The organism is Terriglobus albidus, assembly GCF_025685425.1.
Taxonomy (GTDB): Bacteria; Acidobacteriota; Terriglobia; order Terriglobales; family Acidobacteriaceae; genus Terriglobus; species Terriglobus albidus.
The window spans coordinates 139381-155015 of sequence record NZ_JAGTAS010000022.1 but is presented as its reverse complement, the minus strand read 5'-3'; the positions used below and the strand labels follow the sequence as shown (position 1 = coordinate 155015).

The 15635-nt window shown below is 58.9% G+C and carries 28 protein-coding genes; all 28 read left to right on the top strand.

Features of this window, described 5'->3' with window-relative positions; all coding sequences use genetic code 11:
* The coding region (locus tag OHL21_RS02880) for an EF-Tu C-terminal domain-related protein (protein ID WP_263415725.1) at positions 1 to 773 on the top strand (773 nt) is incomplete at its 5' end.
* Between the two features lie 112 nt (positions 774 to 885).
* Positions 886 to 1206, top strand: a complete 321-nt coding sequence (gene rpsJ / locus OHL21_RS02875) for a 30S ribosomal protein S10 (protein WP_147648591.1) — start codon at positions 886 to 888, stop codon at positions 1204 to 1206.
* A gap of 88 nt (positions 1207 to 1294) precedes the next feature.
* Positions 1295 to 2038, top strand: a complete 744-nt coding sequence (gene rplC / locus OHL21_RS02870; RefSeq protein WP_263415724.1) for a 50S ribosomal protein L3 — start codon at positions 1295 to 1297, stop codon at positions 2036 to 2038.
* A gap of 144 nt (positions 2039 to 2182) precedes the next feature.
* Entirely contained in the window at positions 2183 to 2854 is a 672-nt protein-coding gene (gene rplD / locus OHL21_RS02865; protein ID WP_263415723.1) for a 50S ribosomal protein L4, read from the top strand.
* Positions 2855 to 3148 (top strand): 50S ribosomal protein L23, encoded by a 294-nt coding sequence (locus OHL21_RS02860; RefSeq protein ID WP_147648588.1) that lies wholly within the window; start codon positions 2855 to 2857, stop codon positions 3146 to 3148. It abuts the gene before it with no gap.
* Between the two features lie 95 nt (positions 3149 to 3243).
* Positions 3244 to 4068 carry a 50S ribosomal protein L2 gene (rplB, locus tag OHL21_RS02855; protein WP_263415722.1) on the top strand — a complete coding sequence of 275 codons (825 nt, stop codon included), beginning with the start codon at positions 3244 to 3246 and terminating at the stop codon, positions 4066 to 4068.
* A gap of 18 nt (positions 4069 to 4086) precedes the next feature.
* Positions 4087 to 4368, top strand: coding sequence for a 30S ribosomal protein S19 (rpsS, locus tag OHL21_RS02850; RefSeq protein ID WP_263415721.1), 282 nt, complete (start codon positions 4087 to 4089; stop codon positions 4366 to 4368).
* Positions 4369 to 4420: 52 nt separating this feature from the next.
* On the top strand, positions 4421 to 4921 hold the full coding sequence (gene rplV, locus OHL21_RS02845; protein WP_263415720.1) for a 50S ribosomal protein L22: 501 nt from the start codon (positions 4421 to 4423) through the stop codon (positions 4919 to 4921).
* Positions 4922 to 4994: 73 nt separating this feature from the next.
* Positions 4995 to 5663 (top strand): 30S ribosomal protein S3, encoded by a 669-nt coding sequence (gene rpsC, locus OHL21_RS02840; protein ID WP_147648584.1) that lies wholly within the window; start codon positions 4995 to 4997, stop codon positions 5661 to 5663.
* 124 nt (positions 5664 to 5787) lie between these two features.
* A complete protein-coding gene (rplP, locus tag OHL21_RS02835) occupies positions 5788 to 6219 on the top strand; it encodes a 50S ribosomal protein L16 (RefSeq protein ID WP_147648583.1) in 432 nt (143 codons plus the stop codon).
* A gap of 33 nt (positions 6220 to 6252) precedes the next feature.
* Positions 6253 to 6537, top strand: coding sequence for a 50S ribosomal protein L29 (gene rpmC, locus OHL21_RS02830; RefSeq protein ID WP_263415719.1), 285 nt, complete (start codon positions 6253 to 6255; stop codon positions 6535 to 6537).
* A gap of 3 nt (positions 6538 to 6540) precedes the next feature.
* Positions 6541 to 6861 (top strand): 30S ribosomal protein S17, encoded by a 321-nt coding sequence (gene rpsQ / locus OHL21_RS02825; protein ID WP_147648581.1) that lies wholly within the window; start codon positions 6541 to 6543, stop codon positions 6859 to 6861.
* 63 nt (positions 6862 to 6924) lie between these two features.
* Positions 6925 to 7296: a 50S ribosomal protein L14 gene (rplN, locus tag OHL21_RS02820; RefSeq protein WP_147648580.1), complete on the top strand. Its 372-nt coding sequence runs from the start codon at positions 6925 to 6927 to the stop codon at positions 7294 to 7296.
* A 266-nt stretch (positions 7297 to 7562) separates the two neighbouring features.
* Entirely contained in the window at positions 7563 to 7886 is a 324-nt protein-coding gene (gene rplX, locus OHL21_RS02815; RefSeq protein ID WP_263415718.1) for a 50S ribosomal protein L24, read from the top strand.
* Between the two features lie 92 nt (positions 7887 to 7978).
* Positions 7979 to 8527 (top strand): 50S ribosomal protein L5, encoded by a 549-nt coding sequence (gene rplE, locus OHL21_RS02810; RefSeq protein WP_263415717.1) that lies wholly within the window; start codon positions 7979 to 7981, stop codon positions 8525 to 8527.
* A 22-nt stretch (positions 8528 to 8549) separates the two neighbouring features.
* Entirely contained in the window at positions 8550 to 8735 is a 186-nt protein-coding gene (locus OHL21_RS02805; RefSeq protein WP_147648577.1) for a type Z 30S ribosomal protein S14, read from the top strand.
* Between the two features lie 138 nt (positions 8736 to 8873).
* A complete protein-coding gene (gene rpsH, locus OHL21_RS02800; protein WP_263415716.1) occupies positions 8874 to 9272 on the top strand; it encodes a 30S ribosomal protein S8 in 399 nt (132 codons plus the stop codon).
* A gap of 172 nt (positions 9273 to 9444) precedes the next feature.
* Positions 9445 to 9984, top strand: a complete 540-nt coding sequence (gene rplF / locus OHL21_RS02795; RefSeq protein WP_263415715.1) for a 50S ribosomal protein L6 — start codon at positions 9445 to 9447, stop codon at positions 9982 to 9984.
* A 44-nt stretch (positions 9985 to 10028) separates the two neighbouring features.
* The gene (rplR, locus tag OHL21_RS02790) at positions 10029 to 10394 is read left to right on the top strand and encodes a 50S ribosomal protein L18 (protein ID WP_263415714.1); all 366 of its coding nucleotides are present in this window, start codon (positions 10029 to 10031) and stop codon (positions 10392 to 10394) included.
* 43 nt (positions 10395 to 10437) lie between these two features.
* Positions 10438 to 10947, top strand: a complete 510-nt coding sequence (gene rpsE, locus OHL21_RS02785) for a 30S ribosomal protein S5 (protein ID WP_263415713.1) — start codon at positions 10438 to 10440, stop codon at positions 10945 to 10947.
* A gap of 3 nt (positions 10948 to 10950) precedes the next feature.
* Positions 10951 to 11133, top strand: a complete 183-nt coding sequence (gene rpmD / locus OHL21_RS02780; RefSeq protein WP_147648572.1) for a 50S ribosomal protein L30 — start codon at positions 10951 to 10953, stop codon at positions 11131 to 11133.
* 119 nt (positions 11134 to 11252) lie between these two features.
* Positions 11253 to 11696 (top strand): 50S ribosomal protein L15, encoded by a 444-nt coding sequence (rplO, locus tag OHL21_RS02775; RefSeq protein WP_147648571.1) that lies wholly within the window; start codon positions 11253 to 11255, stop codon positions 11694 to 11696.
* Between the two features lie 75 nt (positions 11697 to 11771).
* Positions 11772 to 13169, top strand: a complete 1398-nt coding sequence (gene secY / locus OHL21_RS02770; protein WP_263415712.1) for a preprotein translocase subunit SecY — start codon at positions 11772 to 11774, stop codon at positions 13167 to 13169.
* A gap of 4 nt (positions 13170 to 13173) precedes the next feature.
* Entirely contained in the window at positions 13174 to 13884 is a 711-nt protein-coding gene (locus OHL21_RS02765) for an adenylate kinase (RefSeq protein WP_263415711.1), read from the top strand.
* A gap of 10 nt (positions 13885 to 13894) precedes the next feature.
* Positions 13895 to 14644: a type I methionyl aminopeptidase gene (gene map / locus OHL21_RS02760; RefSeq protein WP_147648568.1), complete on the top strand. Its 750-nt coding sequence runs from the start codon at positions 13895 to 13897 to the stop codon at positions 14642 to 14644.
* Positions 14645 to 14712: 68 nt separating this feature from the next.
* A complete protein-coding gene (gene infA, locus OHL21_RS02755) occupies positions 14713 to 14931 on the top strand; it encodes a translation initiation factor IF-1 (protein ID WP_147648567.1) in 219 nt (72 codons plus the stop codon).
* A gap of 51 nt (positions 14932 to 14982) precedes the next feature.
* Positions 14983 to 15096: a 50S ribosomal protein L36 gene (rpmJ, locus tag OHL21_RS02750; protein WP_013569699.1), complete on the top strand. Its 114-nt coding sequence runs from the start codon at positions 14983 to 14985 to the stop codon at positions 15094 to 15096.
* A 156-nt stretch (positions 15097 to 15252) separates the two neighbouring features.
* Positions 15253 to 15633: a 30S ribosomal protein S13 gene (rpsM, locus tag OHL21_RS02745; RefSeq protein ID WP_263415710.1), complete on the top strand. Its 381-nt coding sequence runs from the start codon at positions 15253 to 15255 to the stop codon at positions 15631 to 15633.
* Positions 15634 to 15635: the final 2 nt, after the last annotated feature.

The window sequence follows — 15635 nt, the reverse complement described above, 5'->3', positions numbered from 1 at the left end:
GCGATGCGGTTGAGGATCCTGAGCTGATCGACCTGGTGGAGATGGAAGTGCGTGAGCTTCTGTCGAAGTACGAGTTCCCGGGCGATGACGTTCCTGTGATCCGTGGCTCGGCTCTGGGCGCGCTGAATGGCGAAGCTCAGTGGGAGGCCAAGATCGACGAGCTGATGCAGGCGGTGGACGACAACGTTCCGCAGCCTGACCGTCTGGTCGACCTGTCGTTCCTGATGCCGATCGAAGATATCTTCTCGATCTCCGGCCGTGGAACGGTGGTTACGGGCCGTATCGAGCGTGGCAAGGTGAAGGTTGGCGAGGAAGTGGAGATCGTTGGTTTCCGCGACACCCGCAAGACCGTTGTCACCGGCGTGGAGATGTTCAAGAAGCAGCTGGACGAGGGTCTGGCAGGCGATAACGCCGGTCTGCTGCTGCGCGGTGTCGCGAAGGAAGACGTGGAGCGCGGCATGGTGCTGGCCAAGACGGCGTCGATCACTCCGCACACGGTGTTCAAGGGCGAGGTGTACGTTCTGTCGAAGGAAGAGGGTGGCCGTCACACGCCGTTCTTCTCCAACTATCGTCCTCAGTTCTACTTCCGTACGACCGACGTTACGGGCACGGTCAAGCTGCCTGAGGGCCGCGAGATGGTGATGCCTGGCGACAATGTCAGCCTGGAAGTAACGCTGCACACACCGGTAGCGATGGAGAAGGGTCTCCGCTTCGCCATCCGCGAGGGCGGCCGCACCGTCGGTGCAGGCGCCATCGCTGAGATCGTCAAGTAAGTCTAAAGCGGACGGCGGAAGCTGTCCGCGACAACAACCAAATTAGGGTGGCTGGTGGAATCAGCGCCAGCCACACCTCAACCAGATCTTTGCAGCAGGAAAAGAGAAGAAGATGGCAGGACAACAGAGAATCCGGATTCGTCTGAAGGCTTATGACTACCGCGTGCTTGACACGTCGACGGGCGAAATCGTTGAGACGGCAAAGCGTACCGGCGCACAGGTTGCGGGACCGATTCCCCTACCGACGCTGAAGAACAAGTACTGCGTTCTGCGTTCGCCCCACGTCGACAAGAAGTCGCGCGAAGCCTTCGAGATCCGTACGCACAAGCGCCTGATCGACATTCTGGAACCGACGCAGCAGACGGTGGACGCGCTGATGAAGCTTGATCTCCCGGCCGGTGTGGACGTCGAGATCAAGACTGTTACCAAGTAAAAGTTTTGTAGTGAAAACCTAACGTTTTGTAGTGAAAAACCTACAGTGCTCCGGGAAGATAGCCGGCGCATGATGAGGAGAGAAGAAGATGGCAGTAACTGGAATTCTGGGCAAGAAGATTGGCATGACGCAGGTGTTCGACGATAAGGGTGAGGTTCACCCGATCACCGTGCTGAAGGCCGGCCCCTGTGTAATCACGCAGCTCAAGAGCCTGGCGAAGGACGGCTACGAAGCCGCCCAGATCGGCCTGGTTGAGTTCGTAAAGGCGAGCAAGGTGAACAAGCCGATGACCGGCCACTTTGCCAAGAGCAATGTTCCTCCCGTGAAGTTCGTGAAGGAGGTTGGCCTCGAGTCCTCCGCTCCCGCAGCTGAGGGTGAGGAAACAAACGGCGTGAAGGCCGGCGACCGCATCATGGTCGACATCTTCGCCGACGAGAAGTTTGTGGACGTGGTCGGTACGTCGAAGGGCCGCGGTTTTGCCGGCGTTGTTCGTCGTCACCGTTTCGGCGGCGGCCCCAAGTCGCATGGTCACATGTTCCAGATCCAGGGTTCGATCGGCGCATCGTCGTTCCCCAGCCGTGTCTTCCCGGGTCAGCGTATGCCGGGTCACTACGGTGTGGATCAGGTCACTGTTCGTAACCTGCGTATCCGCGGCATCGACATCGAAGAGAATCTTCTGATGGTTGAGGGTGCCGTTCCGGGACCGCGTGATGGTTATGTGCTGATCTCGAAGGCCAAGCATCCGCCGCGTGAGCGTCGTGGCTTTGGTGGTTCGGGTACGGTTGACCCGCTGAAGGCTTCGAAGAAGGCTTCGGCTGGTAAGAAGAAGTAAGGCTTGACCGTCCAGGCGATGCACCTCGTGTGCTTCGTCTGGACGGTAGATCCATCGGCTGCGGGGCTATAGGCCTGACTGCGGGATGAAAACAGACAGTAAGTTACGGCCTCCGCAATGGAACGGAGCCAAAAGGAAAAGAAGATGGCAAACATCAAGGTTGTGAATCTGAGCGGAGATCAGGTTGGCGAGTTTCAGCTTGCTGACGAAGTCTTCGGCGCAGAGGTGAACGAGGCCCTCCTGTGGGAAGCAGTGAAGCACTACCGTGCGGCGCTGCGTCAGGGTACGGCTGCAACGAAGAACAAGAAGCTCGTTTCGGGCTCGGGCAAGAAGCTGTGGAAGCAGAAGGGTACCGGCCGCGCCCGTGTGGGTTCGGTTCGTTCCCCGATCTGGCGTCATGGCGGTACGGTTCACGGACCCCAGCCGCGCAGCTATGAGTACCAGTTCCCGAAGAAGAAGCTCATGGGCGCTCTGCGTTCGGCTCTCGCCGCCAAGCTGGCCGATGGCAAGCTGACGGTGGTTGACACCCTTGAGGTGAAGGAGCCCAAGACCAAGCTCTATCGCCAGGCTCTGGACAAGCTGGATGCCAAGAAGACCGCTCTGCTGGTCGAGTCGGGCAAGAAGCTGTCGGACAACCTGTTCCTCGGTTCCCGCAATCTGGATGGCGTCGAGCTGGTGCTCAGCTCTGAGGTTCATCCCTATGATCTGCTGCGCTACGAGCATGCAGTCTTCTCCAAGGACGCCCTGGAGGCGCTGCAGGAGACGCTGAAGAAGTCCGTATCCAAGCGCAAGCCCGCTGTGAAGGAGGTCGCATAAATGCCGACCCTGTATACGACGATTCGCCGCCCTCTGATTACCGAGAAGGGCATGGGCGTGAAGGAGACCGAGGGAACGCTGGTGTTTGAAGTGGCTCCCGAGGCAACCAAGACCGAGGTGAAGCAGGCTGTTGAGGCTCTGTTCAAGGTGAAGGTTGCTACTGTACGTACGAGCAATGTCACAGGTAAGGAGCGCCGCCGCGGACGTTTTGTCGGCTATCGCCCTGACTGGAAGAAGGCGTACGTGAAGCTGAAGGCCGGCGAGAAGATGCCGGATTATATCGACAACCTGTAAGGCTGTAAGCCCGACAGGGAAGAGTCAACCGAACGATTCAAGACGCCAGCCGCGAAAACAATATGCGGCTGGCCTCAGGCAAGGAAACAGAGACAATGCCGATCAAGACATTTCGACCGATTACGCCGACACTGCGCTTCCAGACGAAGCTGGTGAACGACGACATCACGACCAACGAGCCGCACAAACCGCTTCTTTCGACGAAGAAGCGCACCGGCGGCCGTAACAACACGGGCATGCTGAGCGTGCGCCATATCGGCGGCGGTCACAAGAAGAAGATTCGTGTCATCGATTTCAAGCGCGACAAGTTCGGTATTCCGGGCACCGTGGCGACCGTCGAGTACGATCCGAACCGTAGCTCCCGCATCGCCCTGATCAGCTACGCTGACGGTGAGAAGCGCTACATCATTCAGCCGCTTGGCCTGAAGGTTGGCCAGAAGGTGATGAGCGGTCCCGAGGCCGACATCCTGATCGGCAACGCTCTTCCTCTCAAGAACATTCCTGCCGGTACCACGGTGCACAACGTCGAGCTTCGTCCTGGCAAGGGCGCGCAGATGGTGCGTTCTGCCGGATCGAGCGCACAGCTCGTCGCCAAGGAAGGCGACTACGCTCTGCTGAAGCTGCCTTCCGGCGAGACCCGCAAGGTGCTGGTTGAGTGCATGGCCACCGTTGGCCAGGTCGGCAACACCGACCACGAGAACATCTCCATCGGTAAGGCCGGTGCGAACCGCTGGCGCGGTATCCGTCCCACCAACCGTGGCGTCTCGATGAACCCTGTCGATCACCCGCACGGTGGTGGTGAGGGTAAGACCTCCGGTGGACGTCACCCTGTGACCCCGTGGGGCCAGCCGACCCGTGGCTACAAGACCCGTAACAACAAGCGGACCGATGCCTTCATCGTGAACCGCCGGACCAAGTAAAGGCGAGGGATAAGAGATATGGCACGTTCGATGAAGAAGGGCCCGTTTATCGACGCCCACCTGATGACGAAGGTTGAAGCGATGAACCAGGCGAACGACAAGAAGGTTGTCCGCACCTGGTCGCGCCGCTCAACGATCTACCCCGAGTTTATCGGCCACACCCTTGCTGTCCACAACGGCAAGAAGTTCATCCCGGTCTACGTGACCGAGAACATGGTCGGCCACAAGCTGGGTGAGTTTGCAGCGACGCGCACCTTCAAGGGACACGCGGCGAAGACCGAGTCTGCGGCTAAGAAGTAAATCGAAAAGTCGGGGGGCGCCTGGCGCTCCTGAGAGATAAGAGAGAAGAGTTATGGCACAGGCAGCAGAACAGACCCGTGAGTTTCGCGCAGAAGCGAAGTTCCAGCGGACCAGCCCGCAGAAGGCCAAGCTGGTGCTGGATCTGATCAAGGGCAAGCGTGTTGAGGCGGCGTTGACCACCGTGATGTTCACCAAGAAGCGCATCGCTCCGCTGGTGGAGAAGGTGTTGCGTTCGGCAGTGCAGAACGCAAATTACCTGGCACAGGAGCAGGGCCTCGACCTGGATGTGGACAACCTGTATGTGAAGCAGGCTGTCGCGAACGAAGGTCCGCGTATGAAGCGTATCCGTCCGGCTCCGATGGGCCGCGCGTATCGCTACCAGCGCAGGCTTGCGCACATCATCATCACCGTTGCAGAGAAGCAGCAGGCCGGTGCGGCTGCCAGCTCTGGCGCGGCTGAGGTGAAGGCGGCGGCTCCGAAGAAGACTGCAAAGAAGACGGCAGCCAAGAAGGCTCCGGCGAAGAAGGCGGCAGCGAAGAAGGCTGCCAAGTAACGCAGGTTTAGTTAGATTTGAACGCGACCGGCCGAATAGATGGACCGGCGCGGATGGAGTGAAGGGATAGCTTATGGGACAGAAAGTCCATCCTTACGGATTTCGCCTCGGCGTAAACAAGCCGTGGAAGTCGCGCTGGTTCGTGGAGCGCGATTATGACAAGCTGCTGGTCGAGGACGTCAAGCTGAAGGCGGAGCTCCGCGAGAAGCTGAAGGCCGCCGGCGTGAGCTCAGTGGAAGTGGAGCGCCCCGGTAACAAGCTGCGGCTGATCATCCGCACGGCACGTCCGGGCATCATCATCGGACGCAAGGGCGCGGAGATCGACAAGCTGAAGGCCGATATCCAGAAGCGCACCAACCGCGAGGTGTTCATCGACATCCTCGAGGTCAACAAGCCTGAGCTGGATGCCCAGCTGGTTGCTGAGAACATCGCTCTGCAGCTCGAGAAGCGCGTCAGCTTCCGCCGCGCGATGCGTAAGAGCGTCGACTCGGCGCTGCGCTTCGGCTGCAAGGGAATCAAGGTGCGTGTTTCCGGCCGTCTGAACGGTAACGAAATCGCGCGTTCCGAGTGGTATCTGCAGGGCCGTCTGCCGTTGCACACACTGCGTGCCGATATCGACTACGGCTTTGCCGAAGCTCGTACGACGTACGGTGTGATCGGCGTGAAGACGTGGATCTACCGTGGCGATATCTACGAGCAGAAGAAGCGCCGCGATCAGGTCACGACCTCGGGCGTGTTCTAAAGCAGAGTTATGGGTTGCCAGTATCCGCTGACGGATACTGGCCGCCAGTTGGATGATTTGACGAATCAAGTATTGCCGGTGAAAGGCGAAGTAGCCGGCAGCTAAGAGCGAAGAGGGTTTCACTATGTTGATGCCAAAGAAAGTTAAGTTCCGGAAACAGCAGAAGGGCAAGATGCGCGGCAAGGCGTGGCGCGGCTCGACGCTGAGCTTCGGAGATTACGGCTTGAAGGTGATGGAGTGCGGTTACATTACCGACCGCCAGATCGAAGCCAGCCGTATCGCGATGACGCGCTTCATCAAGCGCGGCGGCAAAGTGTGGCTGCGTCTGTTCCCAGATAAGCCGATCACCAAGAAGCCTGCCGAAGTCCGTATGGGTTCCGGTAAGGGTGCTCTGGATCACTGGGTTGCAGTTGTCCGTCCGGGCAAGATCCTGTTCGAGATGGAGGGTGTTGCGCCCGAGATCGCGAAAGAGGCGATGCGCCTGGCGTCCAACAAGCTGCCGCTGAAGACGACGTTTGTGCAGCGCCACGACGTGAAGGTTGTTGCCGCCAAGTAACACGGGCAGGCGACGGGATAAGAGAGAAGAGTTATGGAACTGAACAAGATTCGGAATCTGAGCGATACGGAGCTGAAGACCGAGGCTGACAAGGCCTCCGAACAGCTGTTCCGCCTGAAGTTTCAGCGCTCGCTGGGTAACAACGAGGGCGTAAAGAAGCTGCGCGGGCTGAAGAAGGATGTCGCCCGCCTGAAGACGGTTTCGCGTGAGCGCCAGTTGGGCGTCCGCGGAGCCGCCGCCGTCGAGGTTTCGGCCGAGCCGGTGAAGGCGAAGAAGGCGGCCAAGAAGGCAACCAAGAAAGCAGCGAAGAAGGACTAACCCATGGCAGAGACCCAAGTACAGCAGAACGAGCAGGCGACGCGCCGCAATGAGAAGGTCGGCCAGGTAGTTTCGACCAAGATGCAGAAGACCATCGTGGTTTCGGTCGAGATGCGTAAGGCTCACCCGAAGTACAAGCGCGTTGTGAAGTCCAACAAGAAGTTCTACGCGCACGACGAACAGAACTCGGCCCGCGTGGGCGATGTGGTCCGCATCCGCGAGACCCGTCCCACCAGCAAGCTGAAGCGCTGGGCGCTGGAAGAGATCGTCCGCCGCTCGGCCCTGGCCCAGTTGCCGGATGTCAAGGAAGCTGCGGCTGAGTAATTCCGGCCCGAACGACGAGAGCCTGCGGCGGAACAGCCGGCAGACTGACTGAGGAGAACGAAGATGTCCGTTCAAATGAGAACGATTCTTGATGTGGCCGACAACTCCGGCGCACGCCGGCTGCAGATGATTCTGCCGCTGGGCGGCGGTCTGGGGAAGAAGGCCGGCCTTGGCGACGTGGTCACCGCCGCGGTGAAGGAAGCCGCTCCGGATGGCACCGTGAAGAAGGGCAAGGTTGTAAAGTGCGTGATCGTGCGGATGCGCAAGGAGTCGCGCCGCAAGGATGGCACCTACATCCGCTTTGACCAGAATGCGGCCGTTGTGATCAACGATGCCGGCGAGCCAGTGGGGACCCGTGTCTTCGGTCCCGTCGCTCGTGAGCTGCGCGAGAAGAAGTTCCTGAAGATCGTCTCGCTGGCCCCAGAGGTCATCTAAGCGATATCCCGGCTGGTTCGGAGCACAGCGCTTCTGAACCAGCCGATGACTTTTACGTTGGTTTAAGGTATTCTTCTTAGGTTTGGTTCTGGTGACCACTGGCCCCGTAAGGGAACCCAGATGCGACCGGGGCTTTCGGAAAAACTTGGGGCAGGTAAGCCGCCCGACGTTTCCCGTCAAAACAAACTTTCAATAAGACTGACCGGCGCAGTACATCGCCGAGGCCTGTCATGCGCGATATGCGCATGAGGGATAAGGAGCAAGCAATGCCGAATATTCAGCGCAACGATACGGTGATCGTGATCGCCGGTAAGAGCAAGGGCAAGAAGGGCCGCGTTCTGCGTGTCATCTCCGAGAACAACCGCGTTCTGGTTGAGGGCGTGGGCCTGGTGAAGAAGCACGTTCGGCCCAATCCGCAGCGCAACATCAAGGGCGGTATCGCAGAGCAGGAAGCTCCCATCCACATCAGCAACGTGATGCTGCTGGATGGCCAGGGCAACCCGACTCGCGTTGGTTTCCGCGTGGTTGATGGTAAGCGCGAGCGCTTCGCCAAGACGACCGGCGAGACGCTGCCTGGGAAGAAGAAATAAGAGCGATAACTGATTTTTAGGATCACCCCACGCAACGGTATACGGACACTGAAAAGAGTCCACTCCGGGACCGTGAGAAAGAGAAGAGCACAATGGCAGCACGCCTGAAAGAGAAGTACACGAAAGAGCTGAAGTCGGCGGTTCAGAAGGACCTCGGGATCACGAATGTGATGGCCGTGCCGAAGCTCGAGAAGATTGTCATCAACATGGGTCTGGGTGAGGCTACTCAGAACTCGAAGATCATGGATCCTCTGGTCTCTGATCTGGCGCAGATCACCGGTCAGAAGCCGGTACTGACCAAGGCGAAGAAGTCGATCGCGGCCTTCAAGGTCCGCGAAGGGCAGGCAATCGGCGCAATGGTTACCCTGCGTGGCGATGCAATGTATGAGTTCCTGGATCGTCTGATCACCATCGCTCTGCCCCGTGTTCGTGACTTCAAGGGTGTTTCGCCGAAGAGCTTTGACGGCCGTGGCAACTACACGCTTGGCCTGCGCGACCAGTTGATCTTCCCGGAGATTGACTACTCCAAGGTGGAGCGTCTGAAGGGTATGAACGTCACCATCGTGACCACCGCCCAGGATGACAACGGCGCGCGTACGCTGCTCAAGCACTTCGGCATGCCCTTCCGTCAGGGCAACTAAGGGAAGGGATTAGGAAAAGACTATGTCAACGACTGCAAAGGCTGTAAAAGACGCTCGTAAGCCCAAGTTCAAGTGCCGCAAGCACAACCGCTGCAAGCTGTGCGGACGCCCCCGTGCGTTCCTGCGCAAGTTCGGCATCTGCCGTCTGTGCTTCCGTGCTCTGGCGCTGAAGGGCGAGATCCCAGGCGTCGTCAAGTCGAGCTGGTAGAGCCGGCATCCCGGCATGCGCTTCTTTTAGGCGCACAACGAAATTCGGCGGCCGGTGTCACAGCCGCAGCCGCCATAACATCTCCGCTGGTTCTCCCGGTATGAAGGCCGGGAGCGAACGGGGGATGAAGGAGAAACGATGAACCTGACTGATCCGGTAGCAGACTTCCTGACACGTATCCGCAATGCGATCCGCGCTCGCCACCAGAAGCTGGATGTTCCCGCTTCGAAGCTGAAGGCAGAGATTGCCCGCATTCTGAAGGAAGAAGGCTACATCGCCAACTACAAGACCTCTGAGGAAGAGGGCAGAACTGTTCTGCGTGTGTATCTGAAGTACGGCGTGAACAATGAGGCTGCCATCCAGAACCTGGAGCGCGTTTCCCGTCCCGGGTGCCGCGTGTATGTCGGCCGCGACGAGATCCGCCGCGTTCAGGGCGGTCTGGGTATCTCGATCATCACCACCCCCAAGGGTCTGATGACCGGTCGCCAGGCGCGCAAGGAAGGCGTCGGCGGCGAGCTCCTCTGCAACGTCTGGTAATGCTGCGCGCATGGCGGGAGGGCGCTTTGCGCCGGCTGTGCTCGGGTAAGAGATTTGGGCCGGTGCGTTGCACCGGAGGTAAGGGAATTGGCAGTGATGAGCTGCCGGGCTGCAGTGGAACGAGTGGTTGTTGAGTCACTCGGGACTCGCAAGCCGATAAAGGATTGAGTCAATGTCACGTATTGGAAAGAAGCCGATCGCTCTCGCTTCGAGCGTGAAGTACAAGGTGAACGGCAATATTGTTGAAGTAACCGGCCCTAAGGGAACGGTCAATGCGCTTCTCCCGACCGGCATCAAGCTGGTGGAGAAGGACGGCCATCTTCTGGCTGAGCGCGAGAATGATTCCCAGGCTGCGATTCACGGTCTGGCGCGCGCTCTGGTATTCAACGCCGTTGAGGGCGTGACCAAGGGCTGGACCAAGGAGCTGGACATCGTCGGTATCGGTTACCGTGCCGAGATGAAGGGCAAGGGCGTGGTGGTGTTCACTCTCGGTTACTCGCATCCGATCGAGTTCCCGCTGCCTACGGGCATCGACGTGACCATCGATCCGAAGCAGACGCACCTGACCATCACCGGCATCGACCGCCAGAAGGTCGGCCAGGTTGCGGCGGATATGCGCGCTCTGCGTAAGCCGGATCCGTACAAGAACAAGGGCGTCCGTTACTCGGACGAGAAGCTGAAGAAGAAGGTCGGTAAGACCGGCGCTAAGTAAACCGAACGGGGGCGCAGGGCGCCTCCGCCATTAGGAGAGAGACGATGATTCAACAGAGACAGCGCAATGTAATCCGCAAGCGGGTTCACACCCGTATCCGTGAGAAGCTCTCGGGTACGACCGAGCGTCCGCGCCTGAACGTGTACCGTTCGCTGGACCACATTTACACCCAGCTCATTGACGATTCACAGGGTGTGACGATTGCTTCGGCATCGACTGTAGCTAAGAAGGGCGAGTCGAAGAAGAGCGGCGGCAATATCGACGCGGCCAAGGCTGTCGGCAAGCTGATTGCCGAGCGTGCCCAGGAAAAGGGCGTCAAGAAGGTGGTCTTCGACCGTGGCGGTTACCTCTATCACGGACGCATCAAGGCCCTTGCCGATGCCGCTCGTGAAGCGGGACTCGAGTTCTAAACGATTTAGGGCTCATGTGCCCGGAAGGAATTGAAGGGAAACAATGGCAACTCTGAAGAAGAAGATTGATGCCAATAAGCTGAACCTGAAGGACCAGGTCGTCGCGATCAACCGCGTGACCAAGGTCGTCAAGGGTGGTAAGAACATGTCCTTCGCCGCGCTGGTGGTTGTAGGCGATCCCGCCGAGGGCGTGGTTGGCTACGGTTCCGGTAAGGCAAAGGAAGTTCCGCAGGCGATCCGTAAGGGAATCGAGTCGGCCAAGAAGAACCTGGTAAAGGTGAACCTCACCGACACGACGATTCCGCACCAGGTGCTGGGCCGTTTCGGTTCGGGCCAGGTGCTGCTGAAGCCGGCTCCCGAAGGTACGGGTGTTATCGCCGGTGGAGCGGTGCGCGCGGTGATGACCTCGGCTGGCGTGCAGAATGTTCTGACCAAGTCGCTGGGTACCGCCAATCCGCACAACGTGATCAAGGCGACGTTTGCTGCCTTGACGCAGCTGCGTGACAAGCAGGAAGTAGCCGCCCTTCGTGGCAAGGCTGTTGAGGAGCTCTAAATCATGGCAAAGACCATCAAGATCCAGTATTACCGTTCCAAGATCGCCACGCCTGTGAAGCACAAGCTGGTGGTCAAGGGCCTGGGCTTTACGCGCCTGAACCAGATTGTGGAGCGTGAGGATACCCCTTCGATCCGCGGCATGGTGAAGGCGATTCCGCACCTGGTCCGTATCGTCGAAGAGTAATTCAGGCTAAGGCGCGGTTCACGCGCAAACCATGGGCGATGTAGAATCAATGCATCGCCCACAAACATATGCGAGTCGGGAAGAGGGAATACGCTTCACCGGCGTTGAGCGAGGAAATAATGGCAAAGAATCTTTCGAATCTCCGTGCGCCGAAGGGCGCCAACAGCAACAAGAAGCGTATCGGCCGCGGTATGGGCTCGGGTATGGGTAAGACGTCAACCCGTGGTCACAAAGGCCAGGGTTCGCGCTCCGGCTCGCGCACGATGCGCGGCTTTGAGGGCGGCCAGATGCCGCTGCACCGCCGTCTTCCGAAGCGCGGCTTCACCAACATCTTCCGTACCGAGTACACGGTTCTGGGTCTGGATACGATCGCTTCTCTGAATGAGAGCGAACTGACGATCGAGAAGCTGCAGGCTCTGGGCGTGGCGAAGAAGAACGCTCTGGTGAAGGTGCTGGCAAATGGCGAGATCACCACTGCCGTTACCGTGCATGCTCATAAGTTCTCCAAGGCTGCTCAGGAGAAGATTGAGAAGGCCGGCGGTAAGGCTGTCGTTCTCGGCTAATGGTTAGGGGCCCGGCCATGGCGCCGCGCCTTGTTCTCTTCGTTTCACCCGAAGTTCTCGAGGCCTCACTCTCAGATGCTGGATAAGTTCCTCAACATCTTCCGTATCCCCGACCTGCGCAAGCGTGTTCTGTTCACGCTCGGCCTGTTGGCGGTCTATCGCCTGGGTGCACATATCCCGACGCCGGGCATCAATGCCGATCTACTGCAGCAGTATTTCCAGCAGAATTCTGGCTCCGCGCTGGGTCTGGTTGACCTGTTTTCCGGCGGCAACCTGCGCAAGCTGACGATCTTCGCGCTGGGCATCATGCCGTATATCACCGCTTCCATCATCTTCCAGCTGCTGACGGTGATCTATGAGCCGCTGGCTAAGCTGCAGAAGGAAGGCGAGATCGGCCGCCGCAAGATCACGCAGTGGACCCGCTATCTCACGGTGCTTCTTGCCATCGTCCAGTCGTTCTTCATCGGCCTGACACTGACCAGCACGCAGACCGGAGCTCCGATGGTGACCATCGGCAAGTGGTCCTTTATTGCGATGGCGGTGTTGACGCTGACTACTGGTACTGCTTTCATCATGTGGCTGGGTGAGCAGATTACCGATCGCGGCATCGGCAACGGTATGTCGCTGCTGATCTTTACGGGTATCGTCGTCGGCTTGCCGCGCGGTATTCAGGATCTTTGGGAGAAGGCTACGACCCGTGCATGGGGCGCCTTTACTCCGATTGCACTGCTGATCCTTGTCGCAGGTATGATCGCGGTGGTCGCGTTTATTGTCTGGGTTGAGCGCTCTGAGCGCCGCATCCCTGTGCAGTATGCGAAGCGTATCGTGGGCCGCCGCCTGATGGGCGGGCAGTCAACCCACCTGCCGCTGAAGGTAAACTCCGGCGGCGTAATGCCGGTTATTTTCGCCAGCTCGATCCTCTCGGCTCCGCTGCTCTTCGCGAATGCGGCGTGGGTGCAGAACACCAAGTTCCTGCGCATTCTGACCGAAGGTCTGAAGCCAGGCGAGCCGTGGTACGAGATCCTGTTCTTCGCGGCGATTATCTTCTTTGCCTACTTCTACATCTCGATCGTCTTCCGTCCGGATGACATCGCTGACAACATGCGGAAGTACGGTGGCTTTATCCCCGGTATCCGTCCGGGCCGTCGCACCAGCGATTATCTGAACGACATCCTGACCCGCATTACGCTGGTCGGTGCTCTGTACCTGATCATCATCACGATCATTCCGCAATTCCTGATCTCGGGTATCCACCTGAATCACCTGTGGCTGGTGGGCAGCCTGTTCGATAAGCTGCCAACCTGGGTCACCAACGGTATGGGCGTACAGTTCTACTTCGGTGGAACCTCGCTGCTGATCGTGGTGGGTGTGGCGATGGACACGGTAAATCAGATCGAGTCGCAACTGATCATGCGTCACTACGATGGCTTTACGCCGAAGAGTGGCCGTATCCGCGGACGCCGGAGCTGGTAGCGGGATGGAATGCGTAACCTCTCCGGGACAGCCGGAGTTCATCTCCGGGCCGGTTCTGCTGTTAGGTGCGCCAGGAGTCGGAAAGGGAACCCAGGCCCAGATTCTGATGCAGGCCTGGGGCGTCCCCCAGATTTCAACCGGCGATATTATCCGGGCCAATATTAAGGGCGGTTCGGAGATGGGGAAGGAGTTCCAGAAACTCGTCTCCGCCGGACATCTGGTGCCGGACGATCTGGTGAACCAGATGGTGGCCGAACGGCTGCAACAGCCGGACACCGCTCGGGGATATCTGCTGGACGGTTTCCCCCGGACCCTGCCCCAGGCGCAATGGCTGGATGGCCACTTGGCGAAGAACCCAACAGGGCTCCCTGTCGTTGCCGTGAGTATCGAAGTTGGGTATACTCAACTACTGGGCCGCATTACGGGTAGAAGGACTTGCCCCGTATGTCAAACCATCTATAACGTTCATTTCAATCCACCGAAGGTGGAGGGGAAGTGCGATAAGGAAGGTGCGGCTCTCGAACAGCGGGCAGACGACACGGAAGAGAAGTTCGCCGAACGCATGCGAGTGTTCGACGCGCAGACGGCGCCGGTGATCGAGCACTACCGCGCTCTCGGACGATTTGAAGCAGTAGACGGTGATCATCCAGTTGAGGTGGTTACTGAAAAGATTGTGGCTGCGCTGATGCGGCTAAGAGGAAACGAAGGGCAGTAAGCGACGGACAATGGCCATCATGATCAAAACGCCGCAGGAGATCGAAAAGATGCGGCAGGCGGGGATTATCCTTCGCCAGGTACATGAAGCGATCCGTCAAGCGGTAAAGCCGGGCGCTACCACGATGGATCTGGAGCGTGTGGCGGAAGCGAAGATCGCCGAGCTCGGCGCTAAGCCGGCCTTCAAGGGGTACCACGATTATCCATGGTGCCTGTGCACGTCGGTGAACGAGGAAGTTGTGCACGGAATGCCGTCTGCAAAGACGGTCCTGAAGGATGGCGATATCGTCAGCGTCGACTGCGGCGTGATCCTCGAAGGGTATTACTCCGATGCGGCTGAGACCTACCCGGTAGGGAAGCTTTCGCCGGCCGCCCGGAAGCTGTTGGATGTGACTAAGGCTTCGCTGGAGCAGGCGATCCAGGAAGCTCAGGTCGGGGCAACGCTGGGTGATATCGGCGCTGCCGTGCAGGAGATGTGCGAGGCGTCGGGATACGGCGTCGTACGGGATTTTGTGGGACACGGCATCGGCAGAAACATGCACGAAGAGCCGCAGGTTCCAAACTACGGTAAGCGCGGCAAGGGAACCAGGCTGCGGGCCGGAATGGTTCTGGCGATTGAGCCGATGATCAACGCCGGGACCCATGAAGTGAAGGTGCTGAAGGACGGTTGGACCGCAGTAACCGTCGACGGCAGCCTGAGCGCGCATTTTGAGCACACGGTGGCCATCACAGAGAATGGCCCCCTGGTGCTGACGCGGTAAAAGTTTTTGGGGCTGGTAGAGCCCAGGCAGGTCAGGCCAGGCCTGACAGTAGTTGCAAAGGAGACGGTTTGTCGAAGGAAGACGCGATTGAAGTCATGGCAGTGGTCCTCGAGACGCTGCCAAATGCCATGTTCAAGGTCGAGCTGGAGAATAAGCACCAGGTGCTGGCCCATGTCTCGGGTCGCATGCGCAAGAACTTCATCCGCATTCTCCCAGGCGACCGCGTAGCGGTGGAACTGAGCCCGTACGATCTGACCCGTGGGCGCATTGTTTACCGGTACAAGTAGCAGAAGACAGTCGCCGGGAACGGTGGCTGAGAAACAGAACTGAGGGAAGTAATGAAGGTTCGTGCATCAGTTAAGAAGATTTGCGATAAGTGCAAGATCGTTCACCGCCGTGGTGTGGTGCGCGTGATCTGCGAAAACGCCAAGCACAAGCAGCGCCAGGGCTAAGCCCAGAGCGTCTGCCGCAAGGCAATCAACCTGTAGCACTCCCATGTATGGGGCGAGTTCGCCGAAGTCAAGGCGTGCGATGAACCCCGGGAACAAGCTGCCCTAGCCGCTTCCGAGGACGAAGTCGTCCGGAAGCAATCAAGAGAAGGAAACCAGATGGCACGTATTGCTGGCGTAGATCTTCCACCGAACAAACAGGTGCGGATCTCGCTTACCTACATCTTCGGCATCGGTGACTCTCGCGCGCTGACCATCCTGAAGGCTGCGGACATCGATCCGTTCCGCAAGCTGAAGGATCTGAGCGAAGACGAGCTGAACCGCATCCGTCAGACCATTGAGCAGGGCTCCCCGGTGGAAGGCGATCTCCGCAAGGAAGTTTCGCTGAACATCAAGCGTCTGATGGAAATCCAGTCCTACCGTGGTATCCGCCACCGTCGCAACCTCCCGGTTCGCGGTCAGCGTACCCACACCAACGCTCGCACCCGTAAGGGCCCCCGCAAGGGCACGGTTGCCGGCAAGAAGAAAGCGACCAAGTAAGC